Genomic DNA, 17,829 nt, shown 5'->3' with positions numbered 1-17,829 from the left:
CTCAGTCGTAATGCCGATGCTTATGATGACGCTTGCCCGATCGGCCGCCACGGGAATAGTCGTCGGCGTAGGAGTTGGAGCGCGAGATGTTGCCGCCGAGCGCCGAACCCGCGCCGCCGCCCAAGGCTGCGCCCACGAGACCACCGCCGCGGCCGCCCATCGCATTGCCGGCCGCCGTGCCCGCGCCGCCGCCCAGCGCGCCGCCAATAATGGCACCCGTGCGCTCCCTGCGGTTCGACGTGACCGCGCCGCCGGCGCCGCCGCCCACTGCGCCGCCGAGCACGGCGCCCGTGCTGCCGCCTACCGCGCCGCCCAGCGCAGCGCCGGCCACGCCGCCGAGCGCGCCACCCAGCGCGTTGTTCATATCGCCGGCCATTGCCGACAACGACGCCGAAGCCGTGAGCGCTGCAACGGCAACAATCTTGAGGATTTTCTTCGACATAAAAAGCTCTTTCACAGTTGTTGACGGCGCCGAGTATAACCGCGCTTCTGAAAGGCTTTTGTAACCACGTCTCGCCACATCGGTAAGACGTGTAACAAAATGATCGAAGTGGCGAGAGCGGAGGCTTCTATTGCTTCAAGCCAAACATGAATAGAAGATCGTCCGTGGCTTCCTGAATATCCATCGGATAGCTAATTATATTGATAGTCGCGCCGACGAAAATGGCGAGCTGCCCGTAGACCCGAGCAGCTCGCCAACCGCGCATTCGAACCTTATCCGCGCCGCTTCTTTTTCAACTCCACCGTCTCGAACAATTCGTAGTTTTGCGTCGGTACTTGATCCGCGCCGGGCGCGTGATAGTAGTTCATCGTGATCGTGGTCTCGCCGCCCGGATGCCCCGGATCATGATCGAACACCGCGATACCGTAACCGGTGCCGGTATCGCGTTGCGCCGACCAGATCGCGTCTTCCACGGCGTCCGCGCTCGCGCGCACGAAAGTCCCGGCCGTCGCGCCGGCCACCGGGCGGTTGGGCCGCGTGAAAATACGCGCCTGCGGCAGCCCTGTGCCGGCATCCACGCCATAGACGTCCAGTGGCGCGCTCGTGCCGCCGCCGCCGAGAATCAGGTGAATGGTGCCGTGGCTCGTATCGAACGTCGATGCGCCCGGCGACACCGCCGACATCACCGGTTTCGGCTGCAACGTATCCACCGGCCGGCCGGTCGCGATGTCGGTGCCCTTATTGTGGTTGCAACCGCGCACGGGGTAGCTGCGCTCGTAGTCATGATCGTGACCGCACAGCACCAGGTCCACGCCGTAGCGATCGAACAGCGGCAACCAGGCCTCGCGGATGCCCTTATCGGACCCGTTGCCGGTCTTCGACGAACTCAGCGCGTCCTGATGCATCTGCACGATGATCCAGTCGACCTCGTCGTCTCCGGCAGCATGATGCAGTGTCTTCTCGAGCCAGCGCGTCTGCTCACCGGCGCTATAGCCGCGCACATAGAGCGACGTGCCGGGTTGAATGGGCGGATTGCCGGTGCTCGCAACCGGCACCAGCGGGTCCGGGCCGGCGACGAACGCGGCCGCGTCCTGATAGACGACATCGTCGGCATCAAGCGAAATGAACAGCACGGAGCTTACGCGGAAGCTGTACCAGCGGCCCTGAAAGCGCGTGTGATTGTCCGGCAGCGTATAGCGCGCGAGATACGAAGCAAGGCCCTGTTCGCCGTTGTGAAACTCGAGCTCGTGGTTGCCCGGACACGGCATCCACGGCCGGTTCGACGCGGACGTCTGGCAGTTGTTGCCGAAGTCGCGCCACACGTCCGGCTGGTGCGTCGGATTCAGATTGGCGTAACACAGGTCGCCGTTGAGCAAGTGAAACAGCGGCTGAAAGCGCTCGACCGCCTGCACCGCGAAGCGGCTTTGCGGCGACGACAAAACCCAGCCGGTATTCGGCGTGGCGAGATCGCCATAGCTGGTCCAGCGAAACGGCGCGCGTCCGCGCGGCGCAGTACGGAAACTGGCCGTGAAGGGTTGCGCCGCGTTGCTGTCGTTGTCGGCGCTCACCTCGTATTCGTAGCTCGTATCGGGTTTCAGGTCTCGCAGACGCGCGTGATATGTGAACACGATCTCGCCGTTGAGGCCGTCTGTATAGGTGCTTTGGACGCCATGCACCGTATGTTTCCCCTCGCGTGCGCCGCTCACGCGCACCTGCGGGTTGACCGCCGGCGCAAGCGACGCCCATGACACCGTGACCTCGCGGGTCGGATCGTTGCCCCAGGTCAGATGGACCTGCTCCGGTGTGCCGTCGGGTACGCTGTTCGCCGCGCGCGCGGCCGATGAAAGCGTGCCCGCCGCCGAAGCGAGACTGGACGCGCCGGCAAACTTCAGAAACCCACGACGCGAGACGATGGAAGCGCCTTGATCGGTCGGCGAAGCCTTAGCGATTTTTCTGTTCGACATGTCTGGTGTTGTTGTACGGAGGTGGAAGGACGCCGACGCGCAGGCCGGGCACACCGCGTTCTTCGTGAACGGCGAGTGCGCTGGAAACCGGCGCGTAACGGAGACGACCAGCCATCGTAGTCGCCAGGCTATGACACTCAGATGAAACCGCGTGAGGCGTGAAGCGTTCGCCCCCATTCGAAGCGCAACGGCGCGTCAACGACACGCGATGATTCGATGATGACGAGAAGCGAGTTTCGCGTTGAATACCGGTGTGCACCGAGCGAACGCCGGGCAGCGGCACATGCAGAGAATGAACGGACAATTGACGACACTCAGAACAGAGCGCCGGATTTGCCGGCGCATGGATTCCACCGTGGATCATGCGACCGGCGGCAAAGCATCACTCACGTCTGCGGATTCGTGTCGTCCGTAGGCTGGGTGTTGTCGGCGACGTCCTGCTTGTCGTCGTCTTTCTTTTCGATCATTGATTCCAGCTTGCCGGCGCCTTCAAAACCGGCGATAGCGGCGATGCCTTTCGTTAGCAAACCCGCTTCCGGGTCCACTTTTTCTGCTGCTTCAACGGCGGCGATCGCGCCCGCGATTTTTCCTGCTTCGTCCAAGAGTCCCATGTCGCTCTCCTCGAGAAAAAGTGAGCTTGCATCGTCTCATGAAGTCGACGCGTTGTCGTCAAATGTAAAACCGAAATGACGATTAGCTGACACCGCTGAAAGGAACGACGAACTTTACGTTTAGTAAGTGTCGGGGCTATCGTTGGGGCGGCTGCGGGTTATTCGCCGGGTTGGTATCGAATCGGGAGACGCGTTGTATTCCGTCTTCACGGACCAACTGCAATAGTTCGTTCTCCAAGATATCGGCAATATCTTTACCGTAAACTTCGCTGCCATTCACATAGACCGTAAACGAGCGCAAGTACTTCGCTTTCTTTTCCGGGTTCTCGATCGTCTCGCGGGTCCACTGATAGAGCGGATAGTTTTCCGTGCCCTCGCGTTCTGCTTCGCTTACATAATCGGCGAATGCATCGAACTGGCATTTCAACGTGGCGTCGTGCCGGCGCAGAACATTTCGGAGTGCGGCATGCGAAGCACAGGTCGGGTCAGCACGTAACGTGTCGGCCAATTCCGGCGAGACCGTAATCCGCAATTGAAATTGCAAGGCAGGTTCCATAGTCGCCTCAGTGTCGGCATTCATGAACGCTCATTCTTTATCCGCGGAATGCGCGGCAACCTTTTCTTCGATCCGCGCAATCTCGTGGCTTTGCACCGGCTTGCCGAGCAGAAAGCCTTGAGCATGCGTACATCCGCATACGCGCACGAAGTCCAGCTGCTCTTGCGTCTCGATGCCTTCAGCCGTAGTCGGTATGCCGATTTCCCGCGCCAACGCGACGATCCCGCGCACTACCGCCGCCGATTCTCGACGATGCACGGACTCCTTGACGAACGAGCTATCGATCTTGAGCTTGTCGAACGAAAAGCGCACGAGCGTCGACATGGTCGAAAAGCCTGTGCCGAAATCGTCGAGCGCGAGACCGATGCCTAACGCACGCAGCCTGCCGACATTGCGCCGGGTCACGACATCGTCGTCCAGCAGCACCGTCTCCGTGACCTCGATATTCAGGCGTTGCGGCGGAAGCTTCGTCTTGCGGAGAATCGCCGAAACGGTCGAAGCAAACGACTCCTCCCGCAATTGCACCGGCGATACATTCACGGCGACGGTGACTTTGTCTCGCCACGTCACCGCTTCCTTGCACGATTGCAGCAAAGCCCACTCGCCCAAGGACAGAATGAGGCCCGTACGTTCAGCGGTGGGAATGAACGCGGACGGCGACAGTTCGCCGCGCGTGGGGTGGGTCCAGCGCATCAGCGCCTCGCGACCGGTCACCGCACCGCTGCTGAGATCGACGATGGGCTGGTACTCCATGCGCAAACCGCTGAACGAATGCAGCGCGCCTTCCAGATCGCTGCGCAGAAGACTCAGGCTTTCATCCGACGCGTGCTTCGCCGCGTCGAAAATAGCGAATGCGCTTTTGCCGCTGCGCTTCACGGCATACAACGCGCGGTCGGCGCAAATCAGCAGTTGCGGGCCGGTTTTCGCGTGCTCTGGATAAAGCGAGACACCCACGCTCGCGCCGATATGCACCAGCGCCTCGCGCAGCGCGAACGGGCGCGCCAAAGTCTTTACGATGCGGTCCGCCAGAATGCGGACGTCGCGAGCCTGCCCCGTGCCATCGGAAAGCGCCACGAACTCATCGCCGGCCAGGCGTCCTACGAGATCGCCGCTCGGCAACACTTCACGCAAGCGAATTGCCGCCTCCTGAAGGATCTGATCGCCGGCGGCATGGCCCAGGCTGTCATTGATGGCCTTGAATCCATCCAGATCGATCAGTAGAACAGCGAACGATTGGTCTTTACGCAGCGCGCCCATCTCCGTGCGTTCGAGCAGCAGTTCACTGATACGCGCGCGATTGGGCAAACCGGTGAGGCTGTCGTGATGGGCGAGCCGGTGGCTGTTTTCCCGCGCCAGAAGCAACGCGACCGTGTCGCGATTGCTGCGCAGCGCAACCGTAAAGAACCCGGCGGCGCAGAACGGCGCCTGGAAAAGCAGCACCAGTTTGCCGGAGCCGGGCGACAGCGCCGCCCCGGCAGCCAGCAACCCGAGAATGAACGTGATCTGCAGCAATACGAGCCGAGGGGTACCCGCATTACGTCCGGCCAATCCGCCGATAACGCCCACGGCGCAAACGTTGCCAAGCAGGAACAGTGTCTGGTCTCCACTGATATTGCACAGCAAGGTGCCGTAGCCGAACAGTACGCTCCAGAGGAGGCTCGCAAACAGAAACGCGGAGGTAGGAGTCGGCTGACCCTTGGCGCTGCGCGAGCAGCACAACCAGATCAATACGAGCCGGGCAATCAGCAATGCAACAACGGCACTGCCCCAGCTCGCGTAAAGAGCCTTGGGATAAAGGTAGTAAGCGGTGGCGCAGACGCTGATTTCACAGATCGACGCGAACACGATCGATGCGGTTCGCGTGAACAGATTGGCAAGCAATATCTGGCGATTATCCGCGCTCAAATCCTGAGAGGAAGAGACGACCCACTTGAAAAATGGAGACCTTGGTTCGCTGAAAGCCATGACCTACGCATTTTTAATGGTTGATAAATCGAAACCCGCGCGTATTGCGATTATTGCGTAAACATAGAGGATCGGGTTAATTCGACTGACGAAACAAGTTGATCTCTCGCCGGGTGGAAAAAATGACCTACCGCGAGCCACGTGCCTTACGCTTGGTCCGCGCCTGTTCACGCTGCGTATCGGCCTGCTCGCGGATCATATCGATGAGCGCCCGTAACCCGGCGGGCGCGTGACGGCGGCCGGGATAGTACAAACACAGCCCGTCGAGCGGCGGAGTCCAGTCTTCAAGCACGCGCACCAGCGTGCCCGCCTGCAGATCCGCGGCGACATTCCATTCGGTCAGATAGGTCACGCCAAGTCCGGCGCGCGCCGCTTCCAGCATCAAACCCGGCTCGTCGAGCGTCAGCGCGCCTTTTCCGTCGATCCGCACCGTTTCGCCGCGCCGCTCGAACTCCCATTGATAGATCGCACCGCTCGGCATGCGGGTGCGGATACAGCGGTGCGCGTGCAGATCGGCGGGCGTGCGCGGCGCTTTGTGCTGCGCGAAGTAAGCGGGACTGCCGACGACCGCGAAGCGCTGCTTGTCGCCGAACGGCACCGCGATCATGTCCTGCGGCACCGTTTCGGCCAGACGGATACCCGCATCGAAACCATCGACAACGATGTCGATCAGCCTGCCCTCGGTGACGAGATCGAGCTTCATGTCGGGATAGCGCTGTAAAAACGCGATGAAGAGCGGCATGGCTTGCTTCGCCGCGCCCACCGACGCATTGATGCGCAACGTGCCCGACAGCGTGTCGCGAAAGCTGCCGGCCTGCTCGATTGCGACGCGGATCGTGGACAGCGCCGGCGCCACGCTGTCGACGAATTGCGCGCCCGCTTCCGACAGCGCCACGCTGCGCGTCGTGCGATTGAAAAGCCGCACACCGATACGCGCTTCGAGCGCCGCCACCGCATGACTGAGTGCGGACGTCGACACGCCGAGGTCGGTCGCGGCCGCCCGAAAGCTGCGATGGCGCGCAACGGCCAGAATCGCCTCCAGTTCACCCAGACCCGAAGTTTTCATTGTCCCAAATTGCTCAACGTAACGTGCGCGATTGTACGGCTAGTCAACGCAATGCCGACAATCTATTGTGGTTCGTTCGAGACTTCTCTGGAGCAGACATGCAAATCATCGACAGGATTTATATCGACGGCGCGTTCGTCACGCCGCACGGCAGCGAAATGTTCGACCTATTCAATCCGGCGACGGAGCAAGTGATCGGCCGGGTGCGCCTCGCCGACGCGCAAGACGCACGCGACGCCATCGCCGCCGCGAAACGCGCGTTCCCCGCCTTTTCGCGCACCAGCCCGCGTGAACGCATCGACATGCTAAAGCGCCTGCATGAAGCGGTCGTGGCAAAAGAAGACCAGCTTTACGAAGCGATCACCGAAGAATATGGCGCGCCGGTGTCGCGTGGCCGCTGGATGGCGCGGCATGCGAGCGCCGTGCTGCTCGAAGCGGCGAAGGTATTGCAGGACTATGCATTCACGCGCCGCGCGGGCAGCGCCGAGGTCGTGATGCAACCGTTGGGTGTCGCCGGTTTGATCACGCCGTGGAATAGCGATGCTGGCTTTATCTGCGGCAAGCTCGCCGCCGCTCTGGCCGCGGGTTGCACAGCCGTCATCAAGCCGAGCGAGATGAGCGCGATCCAGACGCGCATCGTTAGCGAGGCGCTTCATGAAGCGGGCTTGCCCGCGGGCGTGTTCAACATCGTGACCGGTCGCGGCGACACGGTGGGTGCAGAGATCAGTTCGCATCCCGATGTCGCGAAGCTGTCGTTCACGGGTTCCACGGCCGTCGGCAAAACGATTTTACGCGCGGCGGCCGACACGTTGAAGCGCGTGACGCTCGAACTCGGCGGCAAGTCGCCCGTGATCGTGCTCGACGATGCGGACTTCGACAACGCGGTGCCGCTCGCCATTCAAGCCGGCTTCATGAATAGCGGCCAGGCGTGTATCGCGGGTACTCGCATTCTGGTGCCGCGGCAAAGGCTCGCGGAGTTCGAAACGCGCGCGCGGGAAGAGGTCGCGCGCAGCCAGTCAGGCGATCCGCGCGACCCGCAAACAACCGTCGGCCCGATGGTCAGCCAGAAGCAATGGGAGCGCGTGCAGCGTTATATCCGCATCGGGATCGACGAAGGCGCGCGCCTGATCGCGGGCGGCGAGGGACGGCCGGATGGCGTCGAAGCGGGCTGGTTCGTGCGCCCGACCGTCTTCAGCGATGTCACGAACGACATGACGATTGCACGTGAGGAGATTTTCGGCCCGGTGCTGTCGATCATCGGCTATGGCGACATCGACGAGGCCGTCACGATCGCCAACGATACGAGCTACGGCTTGCAGGCTTATGTGTTGTCGCGGGACACGCAACGCGCGCACGAAGTCGCGTCACTGATCGAAGCGGGACGCGTCCTGGTCAATACGTTGGCTCACGAACCGGCCGCGCCGTTCGGCGGCTTCAAGCAATCCGGCATTGGGCGTGAATACGGAACGTTCGGGCTGGAAGCGTTTCTGGAGCCGAAGTCGGTGCTAGGTGTTTTCTGACGGGTCATCGCCGGCCTGGAAGCCTCGCGAGTCGAGTATCGATGTACGATGCCGTATAGTGGATGCACCGCTGATTTCCAGCGGCGTACCCGTAGATCGGCGCGATGGGGGACTACGAGATGACATTCGCAAATACATCGATGAACGGCTCTCGCGAGCCCGTGCCAGAGTCGCTGCAGACCTTGGTCGAGTATCTCGAACTCTCGCTCGACCGGGCGGCGAGCGTGGTCATGACGCGCCACACCAATGACGTTTGCACCGTCTACCTGGGCGACCCGGCCGGTCTGATCGAGGAAATGAAGAAGCTCGGCACGATTGCCATCCCGCTCGCCAATGAGATGCTGGAACTGACGCGCTCGGGCGTCAACGAGATGGAGATCGGCGGCCAGGCGTATCGCTTTGTGCGCACTTTCACGCAAGTCGAAGACGCCGCAGCGGTCGTTTTTTCGGCGGCCTAGACGGCGGTGCGGATTGGTTTTACGGCGGGTTGCACGACGGGTTGCCCGGCATGTCCGTCACTCGCCCGCGCTCGCGGGCGCGGCCGCGGGGACGCACTTTCCGGTCCGCCGTTGACGACCCGGCGATCCGCCGCGTTATACTCTGCCGATGGATACGAAGCCGATCACGCTGAACAGTTGGTGGCGCGCCTGACTTAGGCGGCCCGTTTCCACTCGACCATCGAAACGTGATGCCGCCAGTCCTGGCGGCATTTTCGTTTCTGCACGCCGACGGCTGGTGGTATCGACAAACGCACAACCCCAGACCATGACAGACGCAAAACCGACCACGAATCAACCCATTATCCTGACCGGCGACCGCACGACCGGCCCGCTGCATCTTGGCCACTACATCGGCTCGTTGCGCTCGCGCGTGCAGCTCCAGCACGAGGCGCAGCAGTTCCTTCTGCTGGCCGATGCGCAAGCCATGACCGACAACGTCGGCCGGCATCAGAAAGTCACGGAAAATGTCATTGAGGTCGCGCTCGACTATCTGGCCGTCGGCATCGACCCGGCAAAGTCGACCATCTTCATCCAGTCGCAGGTGCCCGAGCTGGCGGAACTGACCCAGTACCTGCTCAATCTCGTCACGGTCGCGCGCCTCGAGCGCAACCCGACCATCAAGGCGGAAATCGTGTTGCGTGGTTTCGAGCGGGACATCCCCGCCGGCTTTCTGACTTATCCCGTCAGCCAGGCCGCCGACATCACCGCCTTCAAGGCGACGCGCGTGCCTGTCGGCGACGACCAGTTGCCGATGATCGAACAAACCAACGAACTGGTGCGCCGTTTCAACAACACGGTCGATCAACAGGTGCTGGTCGAATGCGAAGCCGTGCTCTCGCACGTTGCACGGCTGCCGGGCATCGACGGCAAAGCCAAGATGAGCAAGTCGCTCGGGAACGCGATCACGCTGGGCGCGACGCCGGACGAAATCACCAAGGCCGTGAACAACATGTACACCGACCCCAACCATCTGCGCGTCAGCGATCCGGGCCAGGTGGAAGGCAATGTGGTGTTCGCGTTCCTCGACGCGTTCGAGCCGGACGTCCCGATGGTCGACGAACTCAAGGCGCATTACCGCCGCGGCGGACTGGGCGACAGCGCGGTCAAGCGCGTGCTCAACGAACGGCTGCAGTCACTGATCGCCCCGATTCGCGAGCGCCGCCGCGAATTCGAAGCCGACCGTGCCGAGGTGCTGAACGTCCTGCGCCGCGGGACGATGCGCGCGCGCGAAGTGGCGGGCGCAACGGTATCCGAGGTGAGAAATGCGCTCGGTCTGAACTACTTTCAGAACTGAACGAAAGCCGGCGAGCGGCGCTCCGCAGTCGAGCGTCCGCTTGCAAGGCCTATGATTTGCCTTTGAGCGTGAATGGAGCCAGCAGGGACTGCACATCGATCTGCCGTCCCTGAAGCAGAAGCAGCCTTGCGTGAAGCACCGTGTTTTCAAGAACCAGCTTGGCGGTGCTCAGAAGGTATAGCGCATGGATGTCGGACACCGACATGTTGCCGGCCTCGACCTGGTGGTGGCGCTCGACGAGCGAGGTCATCACCAGTCGCCTGAGCTCCTGCTCGCCGAAAGGAAGGTCGGCGTAGTCGATCGGGTCGTCGGCTTCGACTTCTCGCAGCATGTCAACAAGCGCTTCCGTGCTTACTTCCATGTTTCGGCTCCCACGTTGTCGGTTAGGAACAGCATCGCCAGACTGCGTCGTGCAATGTTCCCAGACTAACGGGTCTATTTGGGCGAGTCCAGTGGGAATGCGAGGCAACGCGCATAGCGGGTTAGGCCGTGCTGCGCGCGTGACGCGTGGCCAGCGCGGCGCGTGGTCAGCGCGGCGCGCCAGAAAAGTGCCGCCAGCAACGACAAACAGTTGGATCGCCGCCACGTCTTCCGCTCTCAGGTAGCCAACAGCGTCACCTTCACGTCGCTCGACTCTTGTCCACTTTCGCCGGAGCACTCGCGGACGTTTTGTTCTTCTTCAAATGGGTCTGGTTGTACACGATAGCGGCGCGGACGAGATTCTTTAGCGCGCGCGCATTGACCTTATCGCCTTCCAAAAAATCGATCGCTCGTCGCGCGTTGCCTTCGAGACCCGCGTTGAATAGCTTGTCAGGATCATCGAGGCCGGCCCCATGTGCAAAGGTAACCTTCACCTTCCCTTTGTGCGCGTTGGCGACCGCGATCATGCCGTCCCGAGACCACACCGGGCTGCCCATCCACTTCCATTCTTCGATGATCTCCGGGTCGGCCTCAAGCATGACCTTGCGGACACTCGCGAATGTTTTGCCACGCCAGTCCGTTAGTCCGGCAATTAGTTCGTCGATCCGTTCCGATGCATCTATTGGTTCTTTATTCATCGAATCTGGTCTCCTTTAATGCCGCCGCAAGCGAATGAGTGGGTATATCGTTTAATCGTCTGGAATATAAGCACTGAGATCGCGAGCGAGTCAAACGGGATACAGCGTGCCGTCCTTATGCACGAACTGGCCGTCGGCGTTGGCACTCATCATGTCGATGTCGGAGCAGGTGGTAAGGTCATGCGGGTTACGCGAACCCACCTCCAGATATACCGCCATCGCGGAGGAATGGTTGATCAGATGATGGCCATTGCCGGTCCCTTGCGCAAACGCCGCACAATCCCCCGCGCGCAATAGTGTCTCGCCGTCGTCTTCGATGAGCGTCACCTCGCCTTCGAGCACATAGACGAACTCGTCCTCGTGGCTGTGCCAGTGACGCTGGCTGGACCAACTGCCGGGCGGCAAGGTCATCAGATTGACGCCGAAATCGCGAAGGCCGCCCGCCTCGCCCAGACGCTTTCGCGTACGTGCGGCACAAGGCGCGTCGAATGGCGGTGGGTAGCCCGAGCCATTACGCGCAGGCACAGCGGCGGTGTCGACCTTGGGCATACCGGCTCCTTGTGCCGTTCAAAGACTCGCGGAAGGAAAGTCGCAAGTGCGCCAATCCGCAGCGGGATATGCCGACCGATTCTCTACGATTTCCCGCGACCTGTCGAATGAGGGAAATCAGCGCGTGTGTATCGCCGACAATTGGTATCCTGTCAGATCGAACTCACGGAACATGCGATGACAAAACCAAAAAAACTCGCGCTTCTCGCGCTGGCATTCACGATGTTCGGTCTGTACAAGTTATTTGTCGTTTTCCAGGACATGCAAACCGGCTGTATCCAGTTTCAAACTCATCGAACATGCAGCTACGAAAACGCGGAAAATTTCCAGGGCATGCTCGATCTCGAACTGATGTTGGCATGCGCTTGGGCCGCGGGCGCCGTGGTCTGCTGGATGGTCGCCGCGCAGGCGCATAAACAGGAGCGGTGACTGACCCATCACATCGATGCCCGGCAACTGAATTAATTCGCTTAACTGCTGAAAACCCAACTCGACGTCCCTGCGTGCGATAAGCGCGCCGACCGGAAAACCGGGCGGGGGCCTGCACAATAGAGGGGTCTGGATTGAAATCGCAAACTGCCGGATATACGGCGCCGGCTCGAAGAGAACACAGAAGCGGGGCGTAAAACGGGAACGGGCGCGCGGAGGGCTCGATAAAAAAACATGTCCAGCGCGATGGGATAAGCGGGCCACTCCGAGGGAGTAAGCTTGCCGTCGATTTGCAAGTTTGAGCCGCGCAACGCGTGCGGGTTTTTCCTGGTCTCAGCCTGCGTCGAAAGCGGCGTCACCGGATCGTCGTAGGAGTATGTCCAACTTCTGTAACGAAAGGAGAACACACCATGGCTACCGGAACGATCCACCTCCACCGCGTATTGCGCGCCACGCCCGAACGCATCTATCGCGCGTTCCTCGAACCGGATGCGATAGTGCGGTGGCTTCCGCCGTACGGTTTCACCTGTCAGGTCCACCACATGGATGTTAAGGTCGGCGGCACCCACAAGATGTCGTTTCGTAACTTCGGCACTGGCCACGGTCACTCGTTCGGCGGTGAGTATCTCGAGCTGGTGCCGTTCGAGAAGATCCGCTACTCGGACCGTTTCGACGATCCGAATCTGCCGGGCGAGATGCAGGCCACCATTTCATTGCGGCAGGTGTCGTGCGGAACCGAACTCACCGTTTTGCAGGAGGGCGTGCCCGAGGTCATTCCTGTGGAGATGTGCTACCTCGGTTGGCAGGAGTCGCTTGTTCAGTTGGCGAGGCTCGTCGAGCCAGTGATTCCTGATTAAAGACGCACGCGCCACCGGCGTGCCCGATGGCGCTCCAGATGCTTGCAGACGCGATCAGTCGAACTCGACCTCAGCCTCGCATTCCACAGGCACGTTGAGGGGAAGCGCCACGCCGACTGCCGACCGGGCATGCGTTCCGATGTCCGGCCCGAACAGCTCGAGAATCAAATCCGAGAAGCCGTTGGCGATTCGCGGCATCTGATCGAAAGTTGGCGCCGCGTTGATCATTGCAAAGACACGCACCCATGCCGTGATGCGATCGAGATCGCCGAGCGCGTTCTGAAGACTAGCCAATTGTGCAAGCGCTACAAGGCGTGCTGCTGCGTAGCCTTCGTCTGGCGAAACGTCGGCGCCGACTTTGCCGACGGGTTGTGCAATCGTTCCGTCCGGATTGAGCGGCACATGGCCCGAGACGAATGCTCGCGTGCCGCTCACGCGCACCCAGGCGAAGGGCAACGACATGCGCACGTTTGCCGGCATCTGCAACGGCTGTGGCAAGGTCAATCCCATTTGCGCCAGCTTTGCCTCGATTCTTGCCATCGCCGTCTCCTCAAAATCCGCGAAAAACGTTAGAGGCGGGCAATCCGCTTCTCAAGTCGAAACATGCGGATTGCCAATCAAGCGCCCCCTACCCGAGTTCGATAGGCTGTCCATGCGGCGTGCGGCGCGCCGCCGCGTCCCACGCGCCGCGGCGACGGAGAAGCGAGTCGTCGGTCACGAGTCCCTTGATCGTGCTGATGCGCTCCAGTGCTGTCAGCCAATGCGCGTAGTAAGTGTCGCCGTGGTCCGCGTCTCCGGCGGCCTGCGCGTCGCGAATTGCCTCGTTTAGGAACGCAGCCCACTCGCCCCAGGTGAACATGCCGCGCTCGTGCAACGCCAGCGTCATCGCAAACGCCTGCGCTTCCCACGGTGCGTTGAAAACCGGCCCTGTGTCGTCGCACGGCAGTGCCGGCAACGCAGCGCGCAGTTCGGGCAGTTTCGTTTGAGCGTCAGTCATCGTGGGCAGACGGTGGTTCGAGATAGGGTTCCCAACAGTCGACGCACACCGACGCCGCAGTCGTATCACCTCCCCATAGCTCCGCACCGTCGAAGCGCACCGTGTAGAGCCATTGCGGCTGCTCGCCCAGGCCGAGCGCGTTGGCGTCGGGAAAAACGTGCGCGCCATGCACGGCAACAATGTGCCCGCGTTTGCCGCGACAATAACGCGGCAAACGCGTGTGCGAGGAAGGATTCATTTCCCGGGCCCGCACCCAATCGCCGATGGCAAACTTCGCTTCCGCGCCTGCGGGCCGATCGACCGGACTGCCCCTGAACAGCGCCGCCGATACGTCTTTGGCCATCAACACGCGCGGAATAGGCGCCGCTTGTGTCCTCGACTCGCCTGACTCGATTTCGTCGGCCGTGGCGAGACCCGTGCTCAGGATGAGTGTCTTCAAACCCTCGAACCAGATCCGGTAGTAGCTGCTGGATAGATATTGCGCCGGCGGCAAACTCTCCCGCGCCGCACGCGACATGTCGATGTTCCACTTGCCGGTTGCGCCCATCGCGATCGTGGTCGCGTGCACCCTGCGCTCCCAGTCGGCGTGAAACGGCGAGACGTCGTTGTCCGGATTTATCGGCCCGAACGACTGCATGCCGCCAAGGTCCTGCGCGCCGTTCATGGTGTCCCCCGTGTCGAGTCAGGAGTCTTCGGCAATCCCGTGCCGATCATCGAATCACGCGTGACCAGTTCGGCCAGCGCCTCTTCGGAGAAGCCGTCAGTTCCTGGCGGCTGCATAGGCAACACGAGATATCGAACTTCAGCGGTGGAATCCCACACACGAAACTCGACGTCCACCGGTAATTCGAAGCCGAATTCCTTCAGTACACCACGGGGATCGATAACAGCACGCGAGCGGTAAGGCGCCGATTTGTACCACACCGGTGGCAGTCCGAGCACAGGCCACGGGTAGCACGAGCACAATGTGCAGACCACCATGTTGTGCGTCGCGGGTGTGTTCTCCAGCACGATCATGTGCTCGCCCTGCCGCCCCGTGTAGCCGAGTGATGCGATTGCCGCGGTGGCGTCGTCGAGCAGCCATTGCTTGTACTCTGGATCACGCCACGCCTTTGCAATCACACGGGCACCGTTGCGCGGCCCGACTTTGTGCTCATAGGTTTCGACGAGTGCGTCCAGCGCCTGCGGATCGACATACCCTTTTTCGACCAGCAGCGACTCCAGAGCACGAACACGCAGATCCATTTCCGACAAAGCACTACCGTGATGGTCGTGCGTGTGGGTGTGCGGGTGCGCGTGGGGGTCGCCATCGGAGTCGTTACCGTTCATCGCCATTCACCGCGAGCAATAAAGGAGAAAACAAGTATGGTTCGCACGGAGCGCAAATGCAATCTCGGCTAGGTCGAGCGTGCATTGCAGGGGCATCCTGCGAGGATAAAACCGATCGGCGCCCGCGAAATTCCAATAGAAAGCGCCATTCATGTGATCCGCTTCAACCGCGAAGCTCCCGCCGTCATTTCAACAATACTTGAAATATAAAAGCGAAGGGCGTATCGTTCGGTCATGAACTCGAACCTCGTGGTACGCGCGCTTGGCGCACTCGCTCATGAATCTCGCCTGGCGATTTTCCGCCTGCTCGTTGTCGCCGGAAAAGACGGCGTGGCGGCCGGTGAAATCGCGCAACAGCTCGGACTCTCGCCGTCCAGCCTGTCCTTTCATCTCAAAGACCTGACGCATGCTGAATTGGTGACGCCGCGGCAAGACGGCCGCTTCGTCATCTATTCGGCGAATTTCGATTCCATGACGGATCTGATCGGCTTCCTCACGGAAAACTGCTGTGCCGGCGCGACGTGCGCCGCCACGGATCATCCGGGCTGCTGGGAAAAATGACCAGTACTGTCAAGACGATTCGCGGCGCGCCGTCCGCGATTGGGTTCTTCGAGCGTTACCTGACCGTGTGGGTCGCGCTGTGCATCGTGTGCGGCGTCGCACTTGGACAGTGGCTGCCTCTGCCGTTCCAGGCGATCGGCCGTATGGAAGTGGCGCAGGTCAATCTTCCGGTCGGCATGCTGATCTGGGTGATGATCATTCCGATGCTGATCAAGATCGATTTCACCGCCATGACGCAGGTGAAAAGCCAGTGGCGCGGCATTGGCGTCACCTTGTTCGTGAACTGGCTCGTCAAGCCGTTTTCGATGGCGCTGCTCGGCTGGATTTTTATCCGGCATGTCTTTGCGCCGTGGCTTCCCGCCGCTCAACTCGACAGCTATATCGCAGGCCTCATTCTGCTGGCCGCGGCACCCTGCACGGCCATGGTGTTCGTCTGGTCGCAGCTCTGCAAAGGCGACCCGTATTTCACGCTCTCACAAGTGGCGTTGAACGACTCCATCATGATCGTGGCCTTCGCGCCGCTGGTCGCGCTTTTGCTGGGTCTATCAGCCATCACGGTGCCATGGGACACGCTGATCACATCAGTCGGTCTCTACATCGTCGTTCCGGTCATCCTCGCCCAGTTACTGCGGCGGCGTCTTCTGACCAGGGGCGACGCCTATTTCCAGCAGGTCGTCGCCCATCTCGGCCCCTACTCGATCGGCGCGCTGCTCGCCACGCTGGTGTTGCTGTTTGCCTTTCAGGGACAAGCCATTGTCGACGAACCGCTGGTCATCGCCATGCTCGCGGTGCCGATTCTGATTCAGGTGTTTTTCAACTCGGGACTTGCGTATCTGTTGAATCGCCGGCTCGGCGTTGCGCATTGTGTGGCGGGTCCGTCGAGTCTGATCGGCGCGAGCAATTTCTTCGAACTGGCGGTCGCCACGGCGATCAGTCTGTTCGGATTCCACTCCGGCGCCGCGCTGGCCACCGTTGTCGGCGTGCTGATCGAAGTGCCGGTGATGCTGCTGGTGGTCGGCGTCGTCAATCGTTCGCAGCACTGGTACGAGACGAAACACAGCGTGAAAGGACAACGTGTATGAGCGTCACGATCTATCACAATCCGGATTGCGGCACTTCGCGCAACACGTTGGCGATGATTCGCAATGCCGGCATCGAGCCGGAGATCATCGAGTATCTGAAGAGCCCGCCGGATCGGGACACGCTGAAGAACCTGATCGAACGCGCGGGCCTTACCGTGCGAGACGTGCTACGCGAAAAAGGCACGCCCTATGACGAACTCGGTCTCGCCGATCTCTCGCTCAGCGATGAGCAATTGCTCGACGCGATGCTTACCCATCCAATCCTCGTCAATCGTCCGATTGTCGTCACGCCGCTCGGTGTGCGCTTATGCAGACCTTCCGAAATCGTGCTCGACATCCTGCCCGCCGGGCAACAACGCGCGTTTGCAAAAGAGGACGGCGAACAGGTGATCGATAGTGCGGGGCGCAGGGTACGTTGATGCTGGAGTGACAGTCCCGCCGTTACTGACCCGACGCGTGTGACCTGAGAAACGCCACATAGCCGTTCTGGGTCTTGAGGATCTTCTCGGCGCACTCATCGTAGTCCGAACCCTTTGCATTGTCCGGCCCATACATACCGCGGCACTGCGCAAAGAGCGTCAAGGTCGCGCCCGAACCCTTTGCCGCGCGAGTCGCCGAAAACGCCACCTTGCCTGAACCACTCGGCACGTCGGTGTCGATTGCCACCGCGTCCGCGCGCGTCACGGCCGTATCGGAATGCTGCTCGATATAGCGTTTCGTCAGCGCCCAGGCGGCGTCGCAGTTCGCCGGTTGGCAGTCGACCGCCGCATTGCGTTGAGCGGCGGCAAGATTGGTTTCGTTGTGGAGGAACTTCTGCTCTTGCTGCTCCTGCTTTTCGGCAGACGAGCAAGCGGTCAATACGAGCGCAACGAGCGCAAATACGGCGGTCTTTTTCACGAGTAATTTCCCTGGCCATGTTCGAGCGCGATTATAGCTGCGCGCCGGAAGCGTTCGCGGATTCGCTCGAACGGCATGCGCCCATGATTGCCGCTTCTCACTTTCGCCAAGTAGCCGCGGCGTAGTGATGATTTGTTCGTCCGCCAGGTTTC

General features: G+C 61.1%; 22 protein-coding genes. 8 read left to right on the top strand and 14 right to left on the bottom strand.

Annotation, left to right across the window (positions count from 1 at the left end; genetic code table 11):
* Position 1 precedes the first annotated feature (1 nt).
* From BPHYT_RS35630 to BPHYT_RS35605, 6 genes are all read right to left on the bottom strand, one after another.
* Positions 2–442 (bottom strand): hypothetical protein, encoded by a 441-nt coding sequence (locus BPHYT_RS35630; RefSeq protein WP_012428981.1) that lies wholly within the window; start codon positions 440–442, stop codon positions 2–4.
* A gap of 272 nt (positions 443–714) precedes the next feature.
* The gene (locus tag BPHYT_RS35625) at positions 715–2,406 is read right to left on the bottom strand and encodes a purple acid phosphatase family protein (protein WP_012428979.1); all 1,692 of its coding nucleotides are present in this window, start codon (positions 2,404–2,406) and stop codon (positions 715–717) included.
* 386 nt (positions 2,407–2,792) lie between these two features.
* The gene (locus tag BPHYT_RS35620; protein ID WP_012428978.1) at positions 2,793–3,017 is read right to left on the bottom strand and encodes a hypothetical protein; all 225 of its coding nucleotides are present in this window, start codon (positions 3,015–3,017) and stop codon (positions 2,793–2,795) included.
* A gap of 136 nt (positions 3,018–3,153) precedes the next feature.
* The gene (locus tag BPHYT_RS35615) at positions 3,154–3,573 is read right to left on the bottom strand and encodes a hypothetical protein (protein WP_012428977.1); all 420 of its coding nucleotides are present in this window, start codon (positions 3,571–3,573) and stop codon (positions 3,154–3,156) included.
* Between the two features lie 30 nt (positions 3,574–3,603).
* The gene (locus BPHYT_RS35610) at positions 3,604–5,538 is read right to left on the bottom strand and encodes a putative bifunctional diguanylate cyclase/phosphodiesterase (RefSeq protein ID WP_012428976.1); all 1,935 of its coding nucleotides are present in this window, start codon (positions 5,536–5,538) and stop codon (positions 3,604–3,606) included.
* Positions 5,539–5,665: 127 nt separating this feature from the next.
* A complete protein-coding gene (locus tag BPHYT_RS35605; protein ID WP_012428975.1) occupies positions 5,666–6,604 on the bottom strand; it encodes a LysR family transcriptional regulator in 939 nt (312 codons plus the stop codon).
* Positions 6,605–6,702: 98 nt separating this feature from the next.
* Here BPHYT_RS35605 and BPHYT_RS35600 point away from each other — a divergent pair, with 98 nt between their 5' ends.
* The 3 genes from BPHYT_RS35600 to trpS all read left to right on the top strand — a co-directional run bounded on the left by BPHYT_RS35600 (position 6,703) and on the right by trpS (position 9,918).
* Complete coding sequence (locus BPHYT_RS35600; RefSeq protein WP_012428974.1) at positions 6,703–8,124, top strand: aldehyde dehydrogenase family protein; 1,422 nt, start codon at positions 6,703–6,705, stop codon at positions 8,122–8,124.
* A 119-nt stretch (positions 8,125–8,243) separates the two neighbouring features.
* Positions 8,244–8,582, top strand: coding sequence for a hypothetical protein (locus BPHYT_RS35595; RefSeq protein WP_012428973.1), 339 nt, complete (start codon positions 8,244–8,246; stop codon positions 8,580–8,582).
* A 307-nt stretch (positions 8,583–8,889) separates the two neighbouring features.
* Positions 8,890–9,918, top strand: coding sequence for a tryptophan--tRNA ligase (trpS, locus tag BPHYT_RS35590; RefSeq protein WP_012428972.1), 1,029 nt, complete (start codon positions 8,890–8,892; stop codon positions 9,916–9,918).
* A 49-nt stretch (positions 9,919–9,967) separates the two neighbouring features.
* Here trpS and BPHYT_RS35585 read toward each other — a convergent pair whose 3' ends face one another.
* The 3 genes from BPHYT_RS35585 to BPHYT_RS35575 all read right to left on the bottom strand — a co-directional run bounded on the left by BPHYT_RS35585 (position 9,968) and on the right by BPHYT_RS35575 (position 11,525).
* Positions 9,968–10,279, bottom strand: coding sequence for a hypothetical protein (locus BPHYT_RS35585; RefSeq protein ID WP_012428971.1), 312 nt, complete (start codon positions 10,277–10,279; stop codon positions 9,968–9,970).
* A 259-nt stretch (positions 10,280–10,538) separates the two neighbouring features.
* A complete protein-coding gene (locus BPHYT_RS35580; RefSeq protein WP_012428970.1) occupies positions 10,539–10,976 on the bottom strand; it encodes a DUF1801 domain-containing protein in 438 nt (145 codons plus the stop codon).
* A gap of 90 nt (positions 10,977–11,066) precedes the next feature.
* Complete coding sequence (locus tag BPHYT_RS35575; protein WP_012428969.1) at positions 11,067–11,525, bottom strand: cupin domain-containing protein; 459 nt, start codon at positions 11,523–11,525, stop codon at positions 11,067–11,069.
* A gap of 177 nt (positions 11,526–11,702) precedes the next feature.
* Here BPHYT_RS35575 and BPHYT_RS35570 point away from each other — a divergent pair, with 177 nt between their 5' ends.
* Both BPHYT_RS35570 and BPHYT_RS35565 read left to right on the top strand, forming a co-directional pair.
* Positions 11,703–11,954 carry a hypothetical protein gene (locus BPHYT_RS35570; protein ID WP_012428968.1) on the top strand — a complete coding sequence of 84 codons (252 nt, stop codon included), beginning with the start codon at positions 11,703–11,705 and terminating at the stop codon, positions 11,952–11,954.
* 410 nt (positions 11,955–12,364) lie between these two features.
* Entirely contained in the window at positions 12,365–12,811 is a 447-nt protein-coding gene (locus tag BPHYT_RS35565) for an SRPBCC family protein (RefSeq protein WP_012428967.1), read from the top strand.
* Positions 12,812–12,865: 54 nt separating this feature from the next.
* Here the strand turns inward: BPHYT_RS35565 and BPHYT_RS35560 are convergent, their stop codons facing one another.
* From BPHYT_RS35560 to nthA, 4 genes are all read right to left on the bottom strand, one after another.
* A complete protein-coding gene (locus tag BPHYT_RS35560) occupies positions 12,866–13,351 on the bottom strand; it encodes a RidA family protein (RefSeq protein WP_012428966.1) in 486 nt (161 codons plus the stop codon).
* 88 nt (positions 13,352–13,439) lie between these two features.
* Complete coding sequence (locus BPHYT_RS35555; protein ID WP_012428965.1) at positions 13,440–13,808, bottom strand: nitrile hydratase accessory protein; 369 nt, start codon at positions 13,806–13,808, stop codon at positions 13,440–13,442.
* Positions 13,801–14,472, bottom strand: coding sequence for a nitrile hydratase subunit beta (nthB, locus tag BPHYT_RS35550; RefSeq protein WP_012428964.1), 672 nt, complete (start codon positions 14,470–14,472; stop codon positions 13,801–13,803). The genes BPHYT_RS35555 and nthB overlap by 8 nt, the downstream gene beginning before the upstream one ends.
* Complete coding sequence (gene nthA / locus BPHYT_RS35545; protein ID WP_012428963.1) at positions 14,469–15,143, bottom strand: nitrile hydratase subunit alpha; 675 nt, start codon at positions 15,141–15,143, stop codon at positions 14,469–14,471. The genes nthB and nthA overlap by 4 nt, the downstream gene beginning before the upstream one ends.
* Before the next feature lie 228 nt (positions 15,144–15,371).
* On the opposite strand from nthA, the gene BPHYT_RS35540 reads away from it, so the two are divergent.
* From BPHYT_RS35540 to arsC, 3 genes are read left to right on the top strand one after another with little or no spacing between them, the layout of a single operon-like run.
* A complete protein-coding gene (locus tag BPHYT_RS35540) occupies positions 15,372–15,698 on the top strand; it encodes an ArsR/SmtB family transcription factor (RefSeq protein WP_012428962.1) in 327 nt (108 codons plus the stop codon).
* On the top strand, positions 15,695–16,780 hold the full coding sequence (gene arsB / locus BPHYT_RS35535; protein ID WP_012428961.1) for an ACR3 family arsenite efflux transporter: 1,086 nt from the start codon (positions 15,695–15,697) through the stop codon (positions 16,778–16,780). The genes BPHYT_RS35540 and arsB overlap by 4 nt, the downstream gene beginning before the upstream one ends.
* Positions 16,777–17,199 carry an arsenate reductase (glutaredoxin) gene (gene arsC / locus BPHYT_RS35530; RefSeq protein WP_012428960.1) on the top strand — a complete coding sequence of 141 codons (423 nt, stop codon included), beginning with the start codon at positions 16,777–16,779 and terminating at the stop codon, positions 17,197–17,199. Before arsB ends, arsC begins: the two co-directional genes overlap by 4 nt.
* Positions 17,200–17,221: 22 nt before the next feature.
* On the opposite strand, the gene BPHYT_RS35525 is transcribed toward arsC, so the two are convergent.
* Entirely contained in the window at positions 17,222–17,677 is a 456-nt protein-coding gene (locus tag BPHYT_RS35525; protein ID WP_012428959.1) for a hypothetical protein, read from the bottom strand.
* Positions 17,678–17,829 lie beyond the last annotated feature (152 nt).

Origin of the sequence: Paraburkholderia phytofirmans PsJN (assembly GCF_000020125.1) — a bacterium.
Classification (GTDB): domain Bacteria; phylum Pseudomonadota; class Gammaproteobacteria; order Burkholderiales; family Burkholderiaceae; genus Paraburkholderia; species Paraburkholderia phytofirmans.
The sequence above is the reverse complement of the archived record's forward strand: the minus strand, read 5'-3'. Positions and strand labels throughout refer to the sequence as shown.

Bases quoted from the DNA above. Each gene is read 5' to 3' on its own strand.
- BPHYT_RS35595 (WP_012428973.1), top strand. From the start codon at position 8,244: ATGACATTCGCAAATACATCGATGAACGGCTCTCGCGAGCCCGTGCCA.
- BPHYT_RS35605 (WP_012428975.1), bottom strand. From the start codon at position 6,604: ATGAAAACTTCGGGTCTGGGTGAACTGGAGGCGATTCTGGCCGTTGCG.
- nthA (WP_012428963.1), bottom strand. From the start codon at position 15,143: ATGGCGATGAACGGTAACGACTCCGATGGCGACCCCCACGCGCACCCG.
- trpS (WP_012428972.1), top strand. From the start codon at position 8,890: ATGACAGACGCAAAACCGACCACGAATCAACCCATTATCCTGACCGGC.
- BPHYT_RS35620 (WP_012428978.1), bottom strand. From the start codon at position 3,017: ATGGGACTCTTGGACGAAGCAGGAAAAATCGCGGGCGCGATCGCCGCC.
- nthB (WP_012428964.1), bottom strand. From the start codon at position 14,472: ATGAACGGCGCGCAGGACCTTGGCGGCATGCAGTCGTTCGGGCCGATA.
- BPHYT_RS35540 (WP_012428962.1), top strand. From the start codon at position 15,372: ATGAACTCGAACCTCGTGGTACGCGCGCTTGGCGCACTCGCTCATGAA.
- BPHYT_RS35610 (WP_012428976.1), bottom strand. From the start codon at position 5,538: ATGGCTTTCAGCGAACCAAGGTCTCCATTTTTCAAGTGGGTCGTCTCT.
- BPHYT_RS35555 (WP_012428965.1), bottom strand. From the start codon at position 13,808: ATGACTGACGCTCAAACGAAACTGCCCGAACTGCGCGCTGCGTTGCCG.
- BPHYT_RS35565 (WP_012428967.1), top strand. From the start codon at position 12,365: ATGGCTACCGGAACGATCCACCTCCACCGCGTATTGCGCGCCACGCCC.
- arsC (WP_012428960.1), top strand. From the start codon at position 16,777: ATGAGCGTCACGATCTATCACAATCCGGATTGCGGCACTTCGCGCAAC.
- BPHYT_RS35560 (WP_012428966.1), bottom strand. From the start codon at position 13,351: ATGGCAAGAATCGAGGCAAAGCTGGCGCAAATGGGATTGACCTTGCCA.
- BPHYT_RS35570 (WP_012428968.1), top strand. From the start codon at position 11,703: ATGACAAAACCAAAAAAACTCGCGCTTCTCGCGCTGGCATTCACGATG.
- arsB (WP_012428961.1), top strand. From the start codon at position 15,695: ATGACCAGTACTGTCAAGACGATTCGCGGCGCGCCGTCCGCGATTGGG.
- BPHYT_RS35580 (WP_012428970.1), bottom strand. From the start codon at position 10,976: ATGAATAAAGAACCAATAGATGCATCGGAACGGATCGACGAACTAATT.
- BPHYT_RS35585 (WP_012428971.1), bottom strand. From the start codon at position 10,279: ATGGAAGTAAGCACGGAAGCGCTTGTTGACATGCTGCGAGAAGTCGAA.
- BPHYT_RS35630 (WP_012428981.1), bottom strand. From the start codon at position 442: ATGTCGAAGAAAATCCTCAAGATTGTTGCCGTTGCAGCGCTCACGGCT.
- BPHYT_RS35575 (WP_012428969.1), bottom strand. From the start codon at position 11,525: ATGCCCAAGGTCGACACCGCCGCTGTGCCTGCGCGTAATGGCTCGGGC.
- BPHYT_RS35615 (WP_012428977.1), bottom strand. From the start codon at position 3,573: ATGGAACCTGCCTTGCAATTTCAATTGCGGATTACGGTCTCGCCGGAA.
- BPHYT_RS35600 (WP_012428974.1), top strand. From the start codon at position 6,703: ATGCAAATCATCGACAGGATTTATATCGACGGCGCGTTCGTCACGCCG.
- BPHYT_RS35625 (WP_012428979.1), bottom strand. From the start codon at position 2,406: ATGTCGAACAGAAAAATCGCTAAGGCTTCGCCGACCGATCAAGGCGCT.